Annotated in this window: 16 protein-coding genes; 4 read left to right on the top strand and 12 right to left on the bottom strand. The window is 68.7% G+C overall.

Features of this window, described 5'->3' with window-relative positions:
• Positions 1 to 31 precede the first annotated feature (31 nt).
• The 5 genes from HQ314_RS03860 to glnA form a co-directional block, all read right to left on the bottom strand.
• Positions 32 to 1006, bottom strand: coding sequence for a glycine betaine ABC transporter substrate-binding protein (locus HQ314_RS03860; protein ID WP_027505791.1), 975 nt, complete (start codon positions 1004 to 1006; stop codon positions 32 to 34).
• Positions 1006 to 1818 (bottom strand): ABC transporter permease, encoded by an 813-nt coding sequence (locus HQ314_RS03855; RefSeq protein WP_027505792.1) that lies wholly within the window; start codon positions 1816 to 1818, stop codon positions 1006 to 1008. Before HQ314_RS03855 ends, HQ314_RS03860 begins: the two co-directional genes overlap by 1 nt.
• Entirely contained in the window at positions 1815 to 3020 is a 1206-nt protein-coding gene (locus HQ314_RS03850) for an ABC transporter ATP-binding protein (protein WP_056445669.1), read from the bottom strand. Before HQ314_RS03850 ends, HQ314_RS03855 begins: the two co-directional genes overlap by 4 nt.
• Complete coding sequence (locus HQ314_RS03845; protein WP_027505793.1) at positions 3013 to 3663, bottom strand: ABC transporter permease; 651 nt, start codon at positions 3661 to 3663, stop codon at positions 3013 to 3015. The genes HQ314_RS03850 and HQ314_RS03845 overlap by 8 nt, the downstream gene beginning before the upstream one ends.
• Before the next feature lie 238 nt (positions 3664 to 3901).
• Positions 3902 to 5338, bottom strand: a complete 1437-nt coding sequence (gene glnA / locus HQ314_RS03840; RefSeq protein ID WP_027505794.1) for a type I glutamate--ammonia ligase — start codon at positions 5336 to 5338, stop codon at positions 3902 to 3904.
• A gap of 226 nt (positions 5339 to 5564) precedes the next feature.
• Between glnA and HQ314_RS03835 the strand changes: the two genes are divergently transcribed.
• Positions 5565 to 6038, top strand: a complete 474-nt coding sequence (locus HQ314_RS03835) for an RDD family protein (RefSeq protein ID WP_027505795.1) — start codon at positions 5565 to 5567, stop codon at positions 6036 to 6038.
• Positions 6039 to 6107: 69 nt separating this feature from the next.
• Here HQ314_RS03835 and HQ314_RS03830 read toward each other — a convergent pair whose 3' ends face one another.
• From HQ314_RS03830 to sucB, 5 genes are all read right to left on the bottom strand, one after another.
• Positions 6108 to 6860 carry a DUF4191 domain-containing protein gene (locus tag HQ314_RS03830; RefSeq protein WP_056445665.1) on the bottom strand — a complete coding sequence of 251 codons (753 nt, stop codon included), beginning with the start codon at positions 6858 to 6860 and terminating at the stop codon, positions 6108 to 6110.
• Positions 6861 to 6942: 82 nt separating this feature from the next.
• Positions 6943 to 7980, bottom strand: a complete 1038-nt coding sequence (gene lipA, locus HQ314_RS03825; protein WP_027505797.1) for a lipoyl synthase — start codon at positions 7978 to 7980, stop codon at positions 6943 to 6945.
• Between the two features lie 24 nt (positions 7981 to 8004).
• Complete coding sequence (gene lipB / locus HQ314_RS03820; RefSeq protein ID WP_222649293.1) at positions 8005 to 8772, bottom strand: lipoyl(octanoyl) transferase LipB; 768 nt, start codon at positions 8770 to 8772, stop codon at positions 8005 to 8007.
• 24 nt (positions 8773 to 8796) lie between these two features.
• Positions 8797 to 9684: a TIGR01777 family oxidoreductase gene (locus HQ314_RS03815; protein ID WP_222649292.1), complete on the bottom strand. Its 888-nt coding sequence runs from the start codon at positions 9682 to 9684 to the stop codon at positions 8797 to 8799.
• Between the two features lie 138 nt (positions 9685 to 9822).
• A complete protein-coding gene (gene sucB / locus HQ314_RS03810; RefSeq protein WP_222649291.1) occupies positions 9823 to 11667 on the bottom strand; it encodes a 2-oxoglutarate dehydrogenase, E2 component, dihydrolipoamide succinyltransferase in 1845 nt (614 codons plus the stop codon).
• Positions 11668 to 11977: 310 nt separating this feature from the next.
• Here sucB and HQ314_RS03805 point away from each other — a divergent pair, with 310 nt between their 5' ends.
• Entirely contained in the window at positions 11978 to 12310 is a 333-nt protein-coding gene (locus tag HQ314_RS03805; protein WP_222649290.1) for an oxidoreductase, read from the top strand.
• A gap of 22 nt (positions 12311 to 12332) precedes the next feature.
• Here the strand turns inward: HQ314_RS03805 and HQ314_RS03800 are convergent, their stop codons facing one another.
• Positions 12333 to 13841 carry a leucyl aminopeptidase gene (locus HQ314_RS03800; protein ID WP_222649289.1) on the bottom strand — a complete coding sequence of 503 codons (1509 nt, stop codon included), beginning with the start codon at positions 13839 to 13841 and terminating at the stop codon, positions 12333 to 12335.
• A 105-nt stretch (positions 13842 to 13946) separates the two neighbouring features.
• Between HQ314_RS03800 and gcvT the strand changes: the two genes are divergently transcribed.
• Positions 13947 to 15062 carry a glycine cleavage system aminomethyltransferase GcvT gene (gcvT, locus tag HQ314_RS03795; RefSeq protein WP_027505803.1) on the top strand — a complete coding sequence of 372 codons (1116 nt, stop codon included), beginning with the start codon at positions 13947 to 13949 and terminating at the stop codon, positions 15060 to 15062.
• 33 nt (positions 15063 to 15095) lie between these two features.
• Positions 15096 to 16199 (top strand): branched-chain amino acid aminotransferase, encoded by a 1104-nt coding sequence (locus HQ314_RS03790; protein ID WP_222649288.1) that lies wholly within the window; start codon positions 15096 to 15098, stop codon positions 16197 to 16199.
• Positions 16200 to 16203: 4 nt separating this feature from the next.
• Here the strand turns inward: HQ314_RS03790 and cobS are convergent, their stop codons facing one another.
• Entirely contained in the window at positions 16204 to 16950 is a 747-nt protein-coding gene (cobS, locus tag HQ314_RS03785; RefSeq protein WP_222649528.1) for an adenosylcobinamide-GDP ribazoletransferase, read from the bottom strand.
• Between the last annotated feature and the right edge of the window lies 1 nt (position 16951).

Below are 16951 nucleotides of genomic sequence, written 5' to 3'. Positions count from 1 at the left end.
TCGTCTTCTGTGCAGTAGGTGTACCTCGGTGTCAGTCGGCCCCGGCGGTGACGAAACCCTGCTGCACCATCCAGTCACGCGCCACCTCGGCGGGTTCCCGGCCGTCGACGTCGACCTGCTTGTTCAGCTCGGTGATGGCGTCGATGGTGAGCGCCGCGGACACCGGTGCGGTGATCTCCGCGATCTCCGGGTAGCGGTCGGCGATCTCCTGACGCAAGTTCACCGTCGCGTTGTAGCGCGGGAAGAACAGCTTGTCGTCCTCGACGACCACCAGGTCGAGACCCTTGATGCGGCCGTCGGTGGTGAACACCTCGCCGAACTTGCACTGCGAGCCGTCCGCCGTCGCCTGGTAGATGATGCCCGTCTGCAGGATCTGGCGGTTCACCGCGTTCGCGTCGAAGCCGTACGCCGCCGCCATGCCGGGGAAACCGTCCTGGCGGGAGTTGAACTCGGTCTCCACGCACACCGCCGCGGCGGCGGGATCACGCTGCACCAGGGCGGCGTAGTCGGACAGCGTCTTCACGCCGGTCTCCTGCGCCGTCTGCTGGTTCATCGCGAGTGCGTACGTGTTGTCCATCGGCGCCGGGTTGACCCAGACGATGCCGTTCGCCTTGTCCGCGTCGCGCACCGCGTCGTACTGCTCTGTCGCGTCGGGAATGGGAGTCTCGTTGCCGAGGTAGTTGATCCAGCCGGTGCCGGTGTACTCGTAGGTGACGTCGACCTGGCCGCTGATCATGGCCTGCCGCGTGCTGTTGGATCCCGAGATGTTGGTCAGGTCGCGGACGTTCGCCCCCGCCGCCTCGAGCGCGAACTCCAGGATGTAGCCGAGGATGATCTGCTCGGTGAAGTCCTTGGAACCGACGGTGAGCTCGGCACCTTCGAGACCCGGCTGCGCCGTGATGCTTCCGGGTTCGACGGCCAGGGGCACCGCGCTGCCGGACTGCAGCCCGCAGCTGGTGAGGGCGAGGGTGGAGACCGCGCACAGTGCGATCAGGGTACGGCGCATCAGCGCAGTCCTTTCGGTCCGAGGAAGGCCTCGGCGAGAGCGCCCAACCAGTCGACGAGCAACGCCAACGCCACCGCGAGCACGGCGCCCACGACGAGGATGAGCGGCTGATTGAGCTTGTACCCGGTGTCGATGAGCACGCCGAGGCCGCCGGCGCCGACGAGGAAGCTCAGCGTGGCGGTACCGACCGCCAGCACGAGAGAGGTGCGCAGGCCGGCGAGGATGTACGGCACCGCGAGTGGGAACTCGATGCGCCACAGGATGCCGGAGCCCGACATGCCCTGTCCGCGTGCGGCATCGATGTAACTGGCGTCCACCTGCTGGAACCCCAGCATGGTGTTCCGCAGCACCGGCAGCAGCGAGTAGAACGCGATGGGCAGGACACCGACCCAGAACCCGGTGCTGCCGGTCGCGAGGAACAACAGCACGAGCAGGCCGACGGCAGGTGCTGCTTGACCGATGTTCGCGATACCGATGAAGACGGGAGCGAGTCGTCGATAGCCGTTGCGAGTGAGGATGATTCCGAGGGGCACCGCGATCAGCACGACGAGTGCCGTCACGACGAACGTGATCAGGACGTGCTCGAGAACGCGCTGGGAGATCGTGGCGACGTTGATCGTCGCCGCCTGCGTCGCCGTGAGATCACGCGTGAGGGCGTAGACCAGCGTGACCACCACGAGGACGAGAACCAGTGCGGGCTGGACGACCAGACGGATCCGTTCGGCTCGCCGCGCTGCCCTGGCCGCGGACTTCGCATCGCCCTCTGCGTCGGCGGGATCGTCGACGACGGACGCCTCGACCGACGCCGTCACGACGACGCGCCCGAGACGGACGCCGCGCCCGCGTCGACCACGTCGTCGTGGTCGTGCGCGTGCTGCGAACGGATGGTCTTGATGGTGTCGATCAGTGCCTCGATGGTGACGGTGCCGACGTACTCGCCGCGCTTGCCCGTCACGGTCGCCGTCGCGTTGCCCTCGGCGAGCAGGGCCTCGAGCGCGTCCTGCAGCGTGGACTGGATCGACACGAGCTCACCGATCGGCACACCGACGTCGCGGAGGCTGCCCACGCCGGCGAGGTGACGACGGTCGGTCCACCGGATGGGCCGCTTGCGGGAGTCGAGGATGAGACCCCACGCCTCCGGATCGGTGCCGAGCGCCCGGTTCATCGTCTCGACCGGCTCGTCCTCACCGAAGGCGGGAACATCGCTGAGCTCGATGTCGCGCACACGCATGAGGGTGAGCTGCTTGAGAGCCGCACCGGCGCCGACGAAGCCGGCCACCGTCTCGTCGGCGGGATTGGCCAGCACGGCCTCGGGGGTGTCGTACTGCAGGATGCGGGACTGGTTGCCCAGGACGGCGATCCGGTCGCCCAGCTTGACGGCCTCGTCGAAGTCGTGTGTCACGAAGACGATGGTCTTGCCCAGCTCGGCCTGCAGGCGCATCAGCTCGTCCTGCAGGAGGCCGCGGGTGATGGGGTCGACGGCACCGAACGGCTCGTCCATCAACAGAACCGGGGGGTCGGCCGCCAGAGCGCGGGCCACACCCACGCGCTGCTGCTGCCCACCGGAGAGCTGGCGCGGGTAGCGCTCGCGGTACTGGCCCGGATCGAGTCCGACCAGATCGAGCATCTCGTCGGTGCGGTCGGAGATCTTCTTCTTGTTCCAGCCGATGAGCCCGGGGACCATGCCGACGTTCTGCGCGATCGTCATGTGCGGGAACAGGCCGGCCTGCTGGATCGAGTAGCCGATGGTGCGTCGCAGTTCGTTCGGATCGATGGACAGCGCGTCCTTGCCGCCGATCGTGATCCGGCCGGACGTGGGCTCGATGAGGCGGTTGATCATCCGCATCGTCGTCGTCTTGCCGCAGCCCGACGGTCCCACCAACACGACGACCTCACCCGCGGGGATGGTGAGCGACACGTGGTCGACCGCGGCGGCCTTCTGGTTGGGGTAGGACTTCGTCACGTCCTCGAGGACGATCTCTGCTCCGGTGGTGGTGCGAGTCGTGTCAGTCACGGATACCCCTCGAGGTGGTGAGTTTGCCGATCAGGACGTAGATCCCGTCGAGGATCAGCGCCAGGATGACGATCAGGACGGTGCCGGTGAGGGCCTGGGGAACTGCGGTGGGGCTGCCGACGCGGGCGAGGCCGGAGAACAGGAGATTGCCGAGGCCGGGGCCCTTGGCGTACGCGGCGATGGCGAGAATGCCCATCGCCATCTGGGTGCTGACGCGCATCCCGGTGAGAATCGACGGCCACGCGAGAGGAATCTCGATGCGACGCAACACGGTGGCTCGGCTCATGCCGATACCGCGTGCCGCGTCGCTGACCGCCGGATTCACCGCGTCGAGTCCGACCACCGTGTTCCGGATGATCGGCAGCAACGAGTACAGCACCAGCGCGGTGACGGTCGGCTTGACGCCGAGACCGAGAATGGGAATCAGCAGTCCCAGCAGCGCGAACGACGGGATGGTGAGCACCGTGCTCGCGAGAGCGGTGGCGACGGCGGAGCCGGCGGGACTGCGGTAGACGAGAACTCCGATGGCGACACCCAGGATGGTCGCGATGACGACACACTGGACGACGGCGGAGACGTGAAGATAGGAATCGATCGCGAGCTGCCTTCGGCGGCCGACGATGAAGTCCCACAGAGCATCCATCAGGTGCAGATCCTTCGCTCGGCAACAGGAGAGACGCGACTGTGGTGGTGCCACGACGTCCGGCGGCCGGGTGGATCGTCACCCGGAACACAGCGGACACCCGTGTCTACCCCGAAAGTTCGGAGTTCAATCCAGCTTTCGGTCGAGTCGTGTCCGCATCGTTCCCGAATCGTCCCGGAAACGACGCGAGCCCGCGCCGGACAGGGTCCGGAGCGGGCTCGACGTGGTGGAGCGTGACTCAGCAGTCGTAGTACAGCTGGAACTCGTACGGATGCGGACGGAGGTTCACCGGCGCGATCTCGTTCTCACGCTTGAGCGAGATCCAGGTCTCGATCAGGTCGGTGGTGAAGACGCCACCGGCGGTGAGGTACTCGTGGTCGGCCTCGAGGCGGTCGATCACGGCAGGCAGCGAGGTGGGTGCCTGCGGGATGTTCTTCGCTTCCTCGGGCGGGAGCTCGTAGAGGTCCTTGTCGACGGGAGCGAGCGGCTCGATCTTGTTCTTGATGCCGTCCAGGCCGGCCATCATCTGCGCGGCGAACGACAGGTACGGGTTACCGGACGCGTCGGGCGCGCGGAACTCGAGACGCTTGGCCTTCGGGTTGTTGCCCGTGGTGGGGATACGGACGGCGGCCGAGCGGTTACGGCCCGAGTACACCAGGTTGATGGGGGCCTCGTAGCCCGGCACCAGGCGGTGGTACGAGTTGATCGTCGGGTTCGTGAACGCCAGCAGCGACGGAGCGTGGTGCAGGATGCCGCCGATGTAGTGACGAGCGAGATCCGACAGACCCGCGTAGCCCTTCTCGTCGTAGAAGAGCGGCTTGCCGTCCTTCCAGAGCGACTGGTGGACGTGCATGCCCGAGCCGTTGTCACCGAAGAGCGGCTTCGGCATGAAGGTCGCGGACTTGCCGTGCTGCCAGCAGGTGTTCTTGACGATGTACTTGAACAGCTGCAGGTCGTCGGCTGCACGCAGCATGGTGTTGAACTTGTAGTTGATCTCCTGCTGACCGCCGGTGCCGACCTCGTGGTGGCCGCGCTCGAGCTCGAAGCCCGCGTTCTGCAGGTTGGTGGAGATGGCGTCGCGGATGTCGACGTAGTGGTCGTACGGCGCGACGGGGAAGTAGCCGCCCTTCGGGCGGACCTTGTAGCCGAGGTTGGGGGACCCGTCGGCCTCGGTCTCGGCGCCGGTGTTCCAGGCGCCGGAGCTCGAGTCGAGCTCGTAGAACGCGCCGTTCATCTGGGAGTCGTAGCGCACCGAGTCGAAGATGTAGAACTCGGCCTCGGGACCGAAGAACGCGGTGTCGGCGATGCCGGTGCTGGCGAGGTACTCCTCGGCCTTGCGCGCGACGTTGCGGGGGTCGCGGCTGTAGGACTCGCGGGTGTACGGATCGTGGACGAAGAAGTCCATGTTCAGCGTCTTGGCGTGACGGAACGGGTCGATCTGAGCGGTGCCGTAGTCGGGCAGCAGCATCATGTCCGACTCGTGGATCGACTGGAAGCCACGCACGGACGAGCCATCGAACGCGAGACCGTCTTCGAGGGTGTCCTTGGTGAACGCCTTCGCCGCGATCGAGAAGTGCTGCTGGATACCCGGGAGATCGGTGAAACGGATGTCGACGTACTCGACGCTCTCGTCCGCTATGTACTTGATGACCTCTTCGGCCGTGGTGAAATCCACGCTGGAACTCCTTCTTGTCGAGTGCTGGTCCGCGACGTCTGTGTGAGTGCGGCAGCTGCGCCACGCCGACGGTAGGGAAGTGGTGTTGCCTCACCGTCAAGTCCGTGTTTCGTCGGTGTTACGCGTCCCGTCGTCGCAGCTGGTGGCCGGTGGGAAGACCCTCCCGCCGGGGCGACACCTATCCTGGAGCAATGGCCCCGCACTCACACCAGTATGGAGAACACTCATGGCACGGATGACCGGATCGTGGCTCTCTGGCCCCGCCGCCGCGCTGCCCGACGGTGACCACGAGCAGCAGGCCTACCAGGGCGAGTACCTGGGACTTCCCAAGGTGGGGCCGGGTTCGCTCGCGCCGACACCGAGGCGTGTCGCGGCGTTGGCCATCGACTGGCTGATGTCGATGGGTGTGTCCGCGCTGTTCCTCGGCGGCAGCGTCGCCGGTGGCAACCTGTCGACCCTGACCCTGGGTGTGTGGTTCCTGCTCGGATTCGTGTCCGTGAGCTTGTTCTCCTTCACGCCCGGTCAGTTCTGCATGGGCATGCAGGTGGCGCGCATCGACGCTCCGGGCCGCGTGGGAGTCGTGCGCGCGCTGGTGCGTCAGGTCTTCATCGCCTTCGTGGTGCCCGCCGTCATCACCGACATCGACAGCCGCGGCATGCACGATCGTGCGACGGGCACCGCACTCCTCATGTCCCGGTAGTGGGGCTCACCCCTCGTGCGCCCTTTGCGCATCCCTGGGTACGCACAAGGCGCACGGGGCCGGAGGCCACTAGCGACGCTTGATGGTGCGCTGCACACCCTTCATCTTCGCGCCGCCCGGCATCGGTCCCTTGGGGAGTGCCGGGCCACCGCGGGCGCCCAGCGCCGAGAGCCGTGACTCGATGGTCTCCATGCGCTTGCTGTCGATGTTCTTCGGCAGCTTGGTCAGGTACTTCTGCAGCTGCGAGAGCGGCACCTGGCCCTCGTCGTTGCCGACGACGACGTCGTAGATCGGGGTGTCGCCGACGAGGCGTGCGGTCTTCTTCTTCTCCTGCGCCAGCAGTGCCTTCACGCGCTGCGGTGCGCCCTCGGCCACCAGGATGACGCCGGGACGACCGATGACGCGGTGCACGGCGTCCAGCTGCGTGGTGCCGGCGATGGCGGTCTTGACACGCCACCCGCCCTGCAGGTTGTCCAGTGCCCACGCGGCGGCGCCGGCCTGGCCCTCGGCCTTGCCGTACACCGACTTCTGCACGCGGCGACCGAAGATCACGAACGCGATGAGCACACCGATGAGGAGCCCGAACGGCAGCAGGAGCCACTCGATCCCGAAGATCAGCCCGATCAGGAAGAACAGCACCGCCATACCGACGACCGATCCGATCATCAGCGGCAGGAGGAGCTTGTCCTCCTTGCGCTGCATCTGGAAGGCCTGCCACAACTGGGAGCGCCGTTCCTTCGAGGCCTGCTTGCGTGCTGCCTTCGCCGCGGCCTTCGCCTCTTTCGAGGCCTTGCCCTTGCCTGCTGTACCGCCGTTCGCCATGGCTCCCAGGATAGGCGCAGACGCAGCGCGGCCCGCCATCCGGTAGGACGGCGGGCCGCGTGGTGTCGCTGGGGGTGTGGGGTCAGCGGGCTGCCAGGCGCGCCATCAGCGAGCTGGCTTCCTGGGACGCCTCGCCGCCGTGCTCGAGGTGGGACATGTTCTCGGAGATCGCACGGCCGTGGTGAGCCATGGCCTGCGCGTAGAGGCGACCCGCGCGGTACGAGGAGCGGACCAGGGGACCGGCGAGGACGCCGGCGTAGCCCATGGCCTCGGCGGCCTTGGAGTGCTCGACGAACTCCTCCGGCTTGGCCCACCGGTCGACCGGATGATGCCGCGGCGACGGGCGCAGGTACTGGGTGATGGTGAGGATGTCGCAGCCGGCGTCGTGCAGGTCCTGCATCGCCTGCGTGACTTCCTCGTAGGTCTCGCCCATGCCCAGGATCAGGTTCGACTTGGTCACCAGGCCGGCGTCGCGCGCCGCGGTGATGACGTCGAGGCTGCGCTGGTAGCGGAACGCGGGACGGATGCGCTTGAAGATGCGCGGCACCGTCTCCACGTTGTGCGCGAGCACCTCGGGGCGCGAGGAGAAGACCTCGGCCAGTTGGTCGGGGTCGGCGTTGAAGTCGGGGATCAGCAGCTCGACACCGGTGTTGGGGTTGAGGCGCTTGATCTCACGGACGGTCTCGGCGTACAGCCAGGCGCCGCCGTCCTCGAGATCGTCGCGGGCGACACCCGTGATGGTGGAGTAGCGCAGACCCATCGCCTGCACCGACTCGGCCACGCGGCGCGGCTCGTCCCGATCGAGGTCGGCAGGTTTGCCGGTGTCGATCTGGCAGAAGTCGCAGCGACGGGTGCACTGCTCACCGCCGATGAGGAACGTGGCTTCGCGGTCTTCCCAGCATTCGTAGATGTTGGGACACCCGGCCTCTTCGCACACCGTGTGCAGTCCCTCGCGCTTGACGAGTCCCTTGAGTTCGGAGTACTCGGGGCCCATCTTCGCGCGGGTCTTGATCCACGACGGTTTGCGTTCGATCGGGGTCTCCGCGTTTCGGATCTCGAGGCGGAGAAGCTTGCGTCCGTTCGGAGCTTGTGCAGGAGAGTTCTCGGGTGCGACGGTCACCGCATCGATGCTACTCGCGGGGGGTCATCCGCCGAAGTTCACCGTGGTGAAGCGTGGCGTGGGTGCGACGGGCGTTCTGTCCAGATCGTGCACCGCCAACGGCAGGCGACCGTCGAGTGCGTCCAGGATGCGCTGCGTGACCGCCGGAGTGACCTCGTCGACGGTCACGTCGCGGCCGAGTTCGTCCGACAGTGTGGTGACGCCGGCGTCCGCGATACCGCACGGAACGATGGTGCCGAAGCCCTCCAGGGACGCATTGCAGTTCAGGGCGAAGCCGTGCAGAGCCACACCCCGCTGCACGCGGACCCCGATGGCAGCCACCTTGCGTTCGGGCTGCCGTCCCGGACCAGAATCTCGGGCTCCGCGCACCTCGCCGGCCGCGAGCCAGACGCCGGAACGGCCGTCGATACGCCCGACCTCGAGGCCCAGATCGGTGCACACGGCGATGAGTGCTTCCTCGATCAGCCGGACGTACCGAACGACGTCGACGGGCTCCGCGAGCCGCACGATGGGATAGCCGACCAGCTGCCCGGGACCGTGCCAGGTGATCTTGCCGCCACGGTCGACGTCGATGACGGGGGTGCCGTCGCGCGGCCGATCCTCGGGAGCCGTACGCCGACCCGCGGTGAAGACGGCGGGGTGCTCGAGAAGCAGCAATTCGTCGGCGCCGACGTTCTCGGCACGACGGCCGGCGACCTCGCGCTGGATCTCGAGAGCGTCGAGGTAGTCGATCGTGCCGAGCGAACGCACGAGCATCGGCCGGGAGTCGGCGCGGGCGGAGCGGGTGATCATGACATCGAAGAGTACGCCGCCGGGTCAGCCGACGGTGTCCGCGAGCGCCTCTCCGATGGTGTTGTGCTCGAACGTGAATCCGTGCTTCTCGAGCACCGCGGGGATGGCTCGCGGATTGTGCAGGATGGCCTCGTTCGCGAACTCGCCGATGATCGCGGAGATCGCGAACCCGGGCACCATCCACGGTGCCGGGCGATGCACCGCTCGCGACATGGCGCTGTTGAACTGGGCGTTGGTCACCGGTGCGGGCCCCTGGAGGTTGACCGGTCCGGTGATGTCCTGATTCTCGAGGGTGAAGACGATCGCCCGGACCTCGTCCGTCAGTGAGATCCACGGGAAGTACTGGCGGCCGCTGCCGAGCCGACCGCCCAGCGCGAAGAGGTACAGCGGGCGGAGCTTGCCCATCATGCCGCCGTGCCGGGACAGGACGGCAGCGCTGCGCAGGAGCACCACCCGGACGCCGTTCGAGGCCGCGAAGGACGTGGCGTCCTCCCAGTCGCGACACACCTCGGCGAGGAAGCCCGTACCGACCGGCGCCGTCTCGTCGACCACGGTGTCGCCGGTGTCACCGTAGAAGTTGATGCCGCTGGCGTTGACGAGCGTCGGCACCTTCGCCTCGACGACGGCGCGGGAGATCACCTCTGTGGGGACGATGCGACTGTCGCGGACGGCCTGCTTGTACGCGCCGGTCCACCGCTTGTCACCGATCCCGACACCGCACAGGTTCACCACGGCGTCGGCGCCCTTCAGCGCCTCCGGGTCGAGCGATCCGGCGGTGGGATCCCAGCCGATCTCGTCCGGTCCCGCGGGTGCACGGCGGACGAGGCGGAAGACGTCGTGCCCTCCGCTGCGCAACGCCGCCACGAGCGACGTGCCGATGAGTCCGGACGAACCTGCGATGACGATGCGCACGAGTGACTGCCTCCTGGGACGGCGACGGGGGCACCCACTGCACGGTGTGCAGCGAGTGCCCCCTCGTTCGACAGGTCACAGATTCCCGGAGGTCGGGGCTGCGAAGTGTCGGGGACTTCCGAGATTACCGAAGAAGCGTCAGAGGCCGAGGTCGGCTTCGAACGCGCCCTCCTCGAGGCGGTGCTTGATGGTGGTCAGGAAGCGACCCGCATCGGCGCCGTCGACGAGACGGTGGTCGTAGGTGAGCGGCAGGAACGCCATGGAGCGGACACCGATGGACTCGCTGCCCGAGGCGTCGGTCACCACGACCGGGCGCTTGACGATGGCCCCGGTGCCCAACATGGCGGCCTGCGGCGGAACCAGGATCGGCGTGTCGAACAGGGCGCCCTGGCTGCCGATGTTGGTGATGGTGAACGTGCCACCGGACAGCTCGTCCGGCTTGAGGCCGTTCGACCGTGCCCGTGCCGCGATGTCCGCGATGGCGCGTGCGATGCCGGCCAGCGACAGGTCGCCCGCGTTGTGGATGACGGGGGAGAGGAGGCCCTGCTCGGTGTCCACCGCGATGCCCAGGTGCTCGGCGTCGTGGTACGTGATCTCCTTCTTCTCCTCGTCGATGCTCGCGTTCACGTTGGGGTGAACCTTGAGCGCCTCGACGACGGCCTTCGCGAAGAACGGCAGGAACGTCAGGTTGACGCCCTCGCGCTCCTTGAACGTGGCCTTGGCGCGGGTGCGCAGTGCTGCCACCTTGGTCAGGTCGACCTCGAACACCTGCGTGAGCTGCGCCGACGTCTGCAGCGACTCGCGGGTCTTCTTGGCGGTGATCTGCCGGATGCGGTTGATCTTCTGCGTCGAACCGCGCAGGTGCGCGAGTTCGGGCCGCACGCCGGCAGTGGACGGTGCCGAGGGCTTGGCGGACGCGGCGGGAGCTGCGGCAGCCGGAGCGGCCTTCTCCTCGGCCGGTGCCTTCTTCGCCTCTGCGGCGGCGAGGACGTCCTGCTTGCGGATGCGCCCACCCACGCCGGTTCCCGACACGGAGTTCAGGTCGACGTCGTTCTCCTGCGCGAGCTTGCGCACGAGCGGCGTGACGTACGGGCTGGAACCGCTTGCGTTCGAGTCACCTGCAGGCGCCTCGGACTTGGACTTCGAGGAGTTCTCGGACTTGCTCTCGGACTTCGGCTCCGGCGTGTAGACCTCGCCGGCGGGCTCGGGGTCGGCCTGCTTGGCGGGCTTCTCGGCGGGCTTCGCTTCGGCCTCGGGCTCCGGCTTCTTCTCCGGCTCGGGCTTCTTCTCCGGCTCGGGCTCGGGCGCGGGCTCCTTCTTCGCGGGAGCACCGGAACCGATGACGGCGAGCTGGCCGCCGACCTCGACGGTGTCGTCCTCCTCGGCGCTGATCTCGAGCAGAGTGCCGGCGACCGGGGACGGGATCTCGGTGTCGACCTTGTCGGTGGAGACCTCGAGGAGCGGCTCGTCCACGGCGACCTCGTCGCCGACGGCCTTGAGCCACCGGGTGACGGTGCCCTCCGTGACGGACTCGCCCAGTTCGGGCATCGTGACGGGAGTGCCGTCGCCGCCACCGGTGGAACCGCTGCTCGCACCGCCGTCGTCGTCGCTCTCGGGTGCGGGCGCGTCGGCCTCGCTCTCGCCCTCGACGGACGCCTGCTCGGCGGCGTCGGACGGGCCTGCGTCGGCTTCGTCGCTGCTCGAGTCGTCGCTGCTCGAGTCGTCGCCGTCGGACGGCGCCTCGTCCGCGTCACCGATGACACCGAGCTCACCGCCGATCTCGACGGTGTCGTCCTCCTGCGCGACGATCTTGGTCAGGACACCCGCTGCCGGAGAGGGAATCTCCGTGTCCACCTTGTCGGTGGAGACTTCGAGCAAGGGTTCGTCGACTTCGACCGTGTCCCCCTCCTGTTTCAGCCACCGTGTGACAGTCCCCTCGGTGACGCTTTCACCGAGAGCTGGCATCTGGACGGAGAAGGTCATGTCTGTTGACTCCTCGACAAGTTGTAGTACGGGTGTAGCGGCTCGTGGTCGCTAGCGGGTGTGGTGTCTAGCCGGTCGCGGTACGTGGACCATTGTGGCCGCGTCGCACCGTTCTCGCGGCGAGTTGTGCCGGTAACGGGTGACGCGCACCGTGAGATGGTTCACGCGATGCCCGATCATCCTGTCACTTCGTGAGACGGTTCGCGCTCGGTGGGGTCGGCGTGCCGTCCGGATGATGGTGTGGACCGGATTGAGTGCGTTTCGTGCACGCGAGAGTCGCGTGCACTGCTCGGCGGATGGAGGAGACACCGTGGGACTGTTCGACAGATTCAAGCGCCAGAGTCGATCCCGAGGCGGAGCGTCGTCGTCCGACAGAGCGCATCTCGCCGACTGGACGGCCGTCCGCATCGGCGTCGAGGCCTACGTCGAACCGGAGACGACGGTCACTCCGATCACCGTGGTGCTGGTCGCGAACGACGGTGAGTGGACCCGCCGCGCGGTGGGCGGCGAGAAGGGCGCGCGCAAGCTGGGCGAGGACCTGAAGATCCCGGTCTACGACGTGCGCAAGACCGGGTATCCGCAGCGGATGCGGGACCACGACGCCCGACAGAAGATCATCCGGAGGCGCGAGCAGGGAGCCTGAGCTCCCCGCTCGCGCGAGCGGGTCAGCCCTGCTCGGCGATGTCCTCGAGCACCGAGATCATGGTGCGCACCGGTACACCGGTGCCGCCCTTGCTCGTGTAGCCGTGCGGCCCGCCGGTGTTGAAGGCCGGCCCGGCCACGTCGATGTGCGCCCATTGGACGCCCTCGGCGACGAACTCCTTCAGGTAGAGCCCGGCCGCGAGCATGCCGCCCCACCGGTGGTTGGTGACGTTGGCGAGGTCGGCGACGCGGGAGTCGAGATCGGGTCGCAGTTCGGCCGGCAGCGGCATCGCCCAGGCGTTCTCGCCGATGCGCTGCGAGATGGCGGCGACGCGGTCGCGGAACACCTCGGTGCCCATGACACCCGGGGTGCGCGTGCCGAGGGCGACCATCTGCGCTCCGGTGAGGGTCGCGGTGTCGATGAGGTAGTCCGGCTCGTCCTCGCAGGCGCGCACGATGGCGTCGGCGAGAATGAGGCGGCCCTCGGCGTCGGTGTTGATGACCTCGACCGTGGTGCCGCCGTACTGGGTCAGCACGTCGCCGGGACGCTGCGCCGTGGACGACGGCATGTTCTCGGCCATCGGCACCGTCGCGGTGACGTCGATCGGCAGTTTCAACTTGGCCGCCAGCACCACCGTCGCGACGACGGCGGCCGCGCCGGCCATGTCCGAGGTCATGTTCTCCATGCCCGCCGCGGGCTTGATCGAGATGCCGCCGGTGTCGAACGTGATGCCCTTGCCGACGAGAGCGACGGTGGGGGACTTCTTCTTTCCGCCGGACCAGGACAGCCGGACCAGACGCGGCGGGCGGGACGAGCCCTTGCCGACGCCGACGATGCCGCCGTAGCCCCCGCGCTCGAGTGCCTTCTCGTCGAGCACCTGCACGGTGAGGCCGGCCTCGGTCCCGAGGGCACGGGCGCGCTCGGCGAACTCGGCCGGGAAGAGGTGGCTCGGGGGCGTGTTGACGAGGTCACGCGCGGTGGCGACCGCCTCGGCGACGGCCTCGGAGCGCGCGAGTTCGGCGCGAGCCTGCTTGTCGCGCGGCGATCCGACGAGCAGATCCACCCGGGTGATCGGTGTCGCGTCGTCCTTGGGCGCCGACTTCTGCTTGTACTCGCTGAACTGGTATGCGCCGAGGTAGAGGCCCTCCGCGGCGGCGGCGAGGCCGACGGCGGACAGGGTCGTCGCGACGTGGCCGATGCCGGTGAGCGCGCGCGCCGCCGATCCGGCCGCACGACGCAGCACGTCGTCGGTGCGCTCGGCGGCGGTGCCCAGACCGACGGCGAGAACGCTGGCGGCGGGCAGGGACGAGGGTGCGGGAACGCGGGTGACCTGATCGGCACGGCCGGTGGCGCCGAGGGCCGTGACCGCGGCGCGGACGTCGGCGGCGGCGTTCCCGAGGAAGTCCTCGCCGACGATGCGGACACCGTCGTCGGTCTTCTCGAGCCCGACGACGACGACCTCGACGGCCTTGTCGATGGTTCCGGCGAGGACCAGTTCGGGTCCGAGTGTGCGCTGCGACTGACTGCTCACGTGCTGCTGCTCCTGATGGTCGGGGACGGTCGGTGAGGGTGGAGCGACGCAGTCGATCGTATGCCGACCCCGACACCGGGCTCGTCTGAGTTAGCGTTCCCCACCATGAGCGAAGAGTTGTTGCACGGTCCGGTCCACGAGGCGCACGTCGCCCTCGGAGCCACGTTCGCCCCCTTCGGCGGGTGGACGATGCCGGTGTCGTACGCGGGCACCGTCTCCGAGCACACGTCGACGCGCACCACCGCGGGGTTGTTCGACGTGAGTCACCTGGGCAAGGCGGTCGTCTCCGGTCCCGGTGCCGCGGCGTACGTCGACTCGGTGCTGACCAACGCGCTCGACCGCATCGGGCCCGGCCAGGCGCAGTACACGTTGTGCTGCACCGAGAACGGCGGAGTGGTCGACGACCTCATCGCCTACCTCGTGTCCGACGACGAGGTGTTCCTCGTGCCCAACGCGGCCAACACCGCCGCCGTGGTCGAGGTGCTCGCGCAGGGTGCCCCGGCCGGCATCGAGGTCCGTTCGGCCCATCGGGAGTACGGCGTCCTCGCCGTGCAGGGACCGCGGTCGGCCGACGTCCTCGCCGCCGTCGGGCTGCCGTCCTCCCTCGATTACATGGCGTTCGAGGACGTCGCGTTCGGATCCGGCTCGGTACGGGTCTGTCGCACCGGCTACACGGGGGAGCACGGGTACGAGCTGCTGCCGCAGTGGGACACGGCCGCGTCGCTGTTCGAGGCGCTGCTGGGCGCGGTGCGCGAGGTGGGCGGCGAGCCCGCCGGTCTCGGAGCGCGCGACACGCTGCGCACCGAGATGGGCTACCCGCTGCACGGGCACGAGCTGTCCGTCGACATCAGTCCGCTGGAAGCGCGCTGCGGCTGGGCGGTGGGTTGGAAGAAGGACGAGTTCCGCGGACGCGACGCCCTCGTGGCGCAGAAGGAGGCGGGCGCACCCCGCACCCTCGTCGGCCTCCGCGCCGTCGGACGCGGTGTGCTGCGTCCGGATCTGACCGTCCTGCGCCCGGGGAATTCGGTCGGCACCGGAGAACCGGTCGGTGCGACCACGTCCGGCACCTTCTCGCCGACCCTCAAGGTGGGCATCGCGCTCGCGTTGCTCGACACCGCGGCGGGCGTCGCCGTCGGTGACGCGGTCGACGTGGACGTGCGTGGTCGGGCGATCGCGTGCGAGGTGGTCAGGCCGCCGTTCGTCGAGGCGCACGTGCGGTGAGATGCCACACCACGCTGCTTTAGAGTGTTCGGCATGACTGGCCTGGAATTCACGCGTCACGAGCACCCGTCGCCCGCCACCGCGGAAGCGCGGGCAGCGGTGTTGCAGGCGCCCGGGTTCGGCGTGCACTTCACCGATCACATGGTGGCCATCGACTACGACGCCGGCACCGGGTGGCACAACGCGGTGGTGACGCCCTACGCGCCGTTCCCGATGGATCCCGCGGCCATGGTTCTGCACTACGGCCAGGCCATCTTCGAAGGTCTCAAGGTCTACCGCCAGCCCGACGGCAGTCTCGCGTCGTTCCGCCCCGGCGCGAACGCGGAGCGCCTGCAGAGCTCGGCCGCGCGGTTGGCGATGCCGGCCCTGCCGGTGGAGCTGTTCCGCGAGTCCATCGAGCAGCTGCTCGCCGTCGACCACGAGTGGGTGCCCGTCGCCGGCGGCGAGGACGCGCTCTACCTGCGGCCGTTCATGTTCGCCACCGAGGCGGGGCTGGGCGTGCGCCCGTCGTCCTCCTACCGCTACCTCCTCATCGCCTCGCCCGCCGGCGCGTACTTCCCGCGCGGGGTCAAGCCGGTCAGCGTGTGGCTCTCCACCGAGTACGTGCGCGCCGCGCCGGGCGGCACCGGCGCCGCGAAGTTCGCGGGCAACTACGCGGCCTCGTTGCTGGCCCAGGCGCAGGCCGCGGACCAGGGCTGCGACCAGGTCGTGTGGCTCGACGCGCTCGAGCGCCGCTACGTCGAGGAGATGGGCGGGATGAACCTGTTCTTCGTCTTCGGCTCCGGACCCGACGCGCGGTTGGTCACGCCATCCCTGTCCGGCTCGCTGCTGCCCGGCATCACGCGTGACTCGCTGCTGGCGCTCGCCACGGACGCGGGCTTCGCCGTGGAGGAGCGCAAGATCTCCACGGACGAGTGGCAGAAGAAGGCGGAGTCGGGCGAGATCACCGAGGTCTTCGCGTGCGGCACTGCAGCCGTGATCACCCCAGTCGGCAGCGTGAAGTCGGCCGAGGGCGACTTCCGTATCGGTACCGGAGAGCCCGGCGAGGTCACCATGGCGCTGCGCGACACACTCACCGGAATCCAGCGCGGCACCTTCGCCGACACCCACGGCTGGATGAGCACGCTGCGCGACTGATCGCTCAGCCGACGAGGCAGAGCACGAGCACCACGGCGGTGGTCAGCTCGATGCTCGCCCCGAGCACGTCACCGACGAGACCGCCGAATCGCCGAACGCAGTGCCGGGCGAGCAGAGTGACGGCAGCGAGTGCCGCCGCGACGGCAGCCACCCCCTGCAGCGGGACGCCGGGGACGGCGAGCAGCCCGGCGGCGAGTGCCACGAGGACCCACAGGGTGACCACGGCGGGTGACTGCGACGCCGCGACGAGTGAGCCGAAGCCACTGCCGGTGGCGGCGGGCACCGAGCGGCGGCACACGATCACGACGGCGCACCGGGACACGACGGCAGCGACCACGATCGCGAGAGCGTCTCCCCGAGAGACGAGTTCGCCCATGGCCACCGCCTGCACGCCGAGAATCAGAACGAGGGTCGCGGCCCCGAACGGTCCGGTGGACCCGGACTTCATGATCGCCAGCGCACGCTCGGCCGGGCCGTAGGACCCGAGTCCGTCCGCGGTGTCCGCGAGCCCGTCGAGATGCATTCCGCGGGTCAACAGCGCCAGGATGCCGACGCCCAGCAGTCCCGCGAGCAGGGGCGGCAGGTCGGCTGCGGCGCACGACCACACCACCAGTGCGGCCGCGCCGCCCAGCGCCAGGCCCACGAGCGGGACGATCCCGATCGCGCGGCGTGCGTCGTCGCGATCGACGGCGTCCGGACCACGCACCGGCAGCACCGTCAGCCAGGAGAACGCCAGGCGCACCGGGTCCAGG

It is taken from the genome of Rhodococcus sp. BP-332, from assembly GCF_019836065.1.
GTDB lineage: Bacteria > Actinomycetota > Actinomycetes > Mycobacteriales > Mycobacteriaceae > Rhodococcoides.
This window is presented reverse-complemented; position numbering and strand designations above follow the sequence as displayed.

Bases quoted from the DNA above. Each gene is read 5' to 3' on its own strand.
- HQ314_RS03860 (WP_027505791.1), bottom strand. From the start codon at position 1,006: ATGCGCCGTACCCTGATCGCACTGTGCGCGGTCTCCACCCTCGCCCTC.
- HQ314_RS03845 (WP_027505793.1), bottom strand. From the start codon at position 3,663: ATGGATGCTCTGTGGGACTTCATCGTCGGCCGCCGAAGGCAGCTCGCG.
- HQ314_RS03835 (WP_027505795.1), top strand. From the start codon at position 5,565: ATGGCACGGATGACCGGATCGTGGCTCTCTGGCCCCGCCGCCGCGCTG.
- HQ314_RS03830 (WP_056445665.1), bottom strand. From the start codon at position 6,860: ATGGCGAACGGCGGTACAGCAGGCAAGGGCAAGGCCTCGAAAGAGGCG.
- lipB (WP_222649293.1), bottom strand. From the start codon at position 8,772: ATGATCACCCGCTCCGCCCGCGCCGACTCCCGGCCGATGCTCGTGCGT.
- sucB (WP_222649291.1), bottom strand. From the start codon at position 11,667: ATGACCTTCTCCGTCCAGATGCCAGCTCTCGGTGAAAGCGTCACCGAG.
- gcvT (WP_027505803.1), top strand. From the start codon at position 13,947: ATGAGCGAAGAGTTGTTGCACGGTCCGGTCCACGAGGCGCACGTCGCC.
- HQ314_RS03790 (WP_222649288.1), top strand. From the start codon at position 15,096: ATGACTGGCCTGGAATTCACGCGTCACGAGCACCCGTCGCCCGCCACC.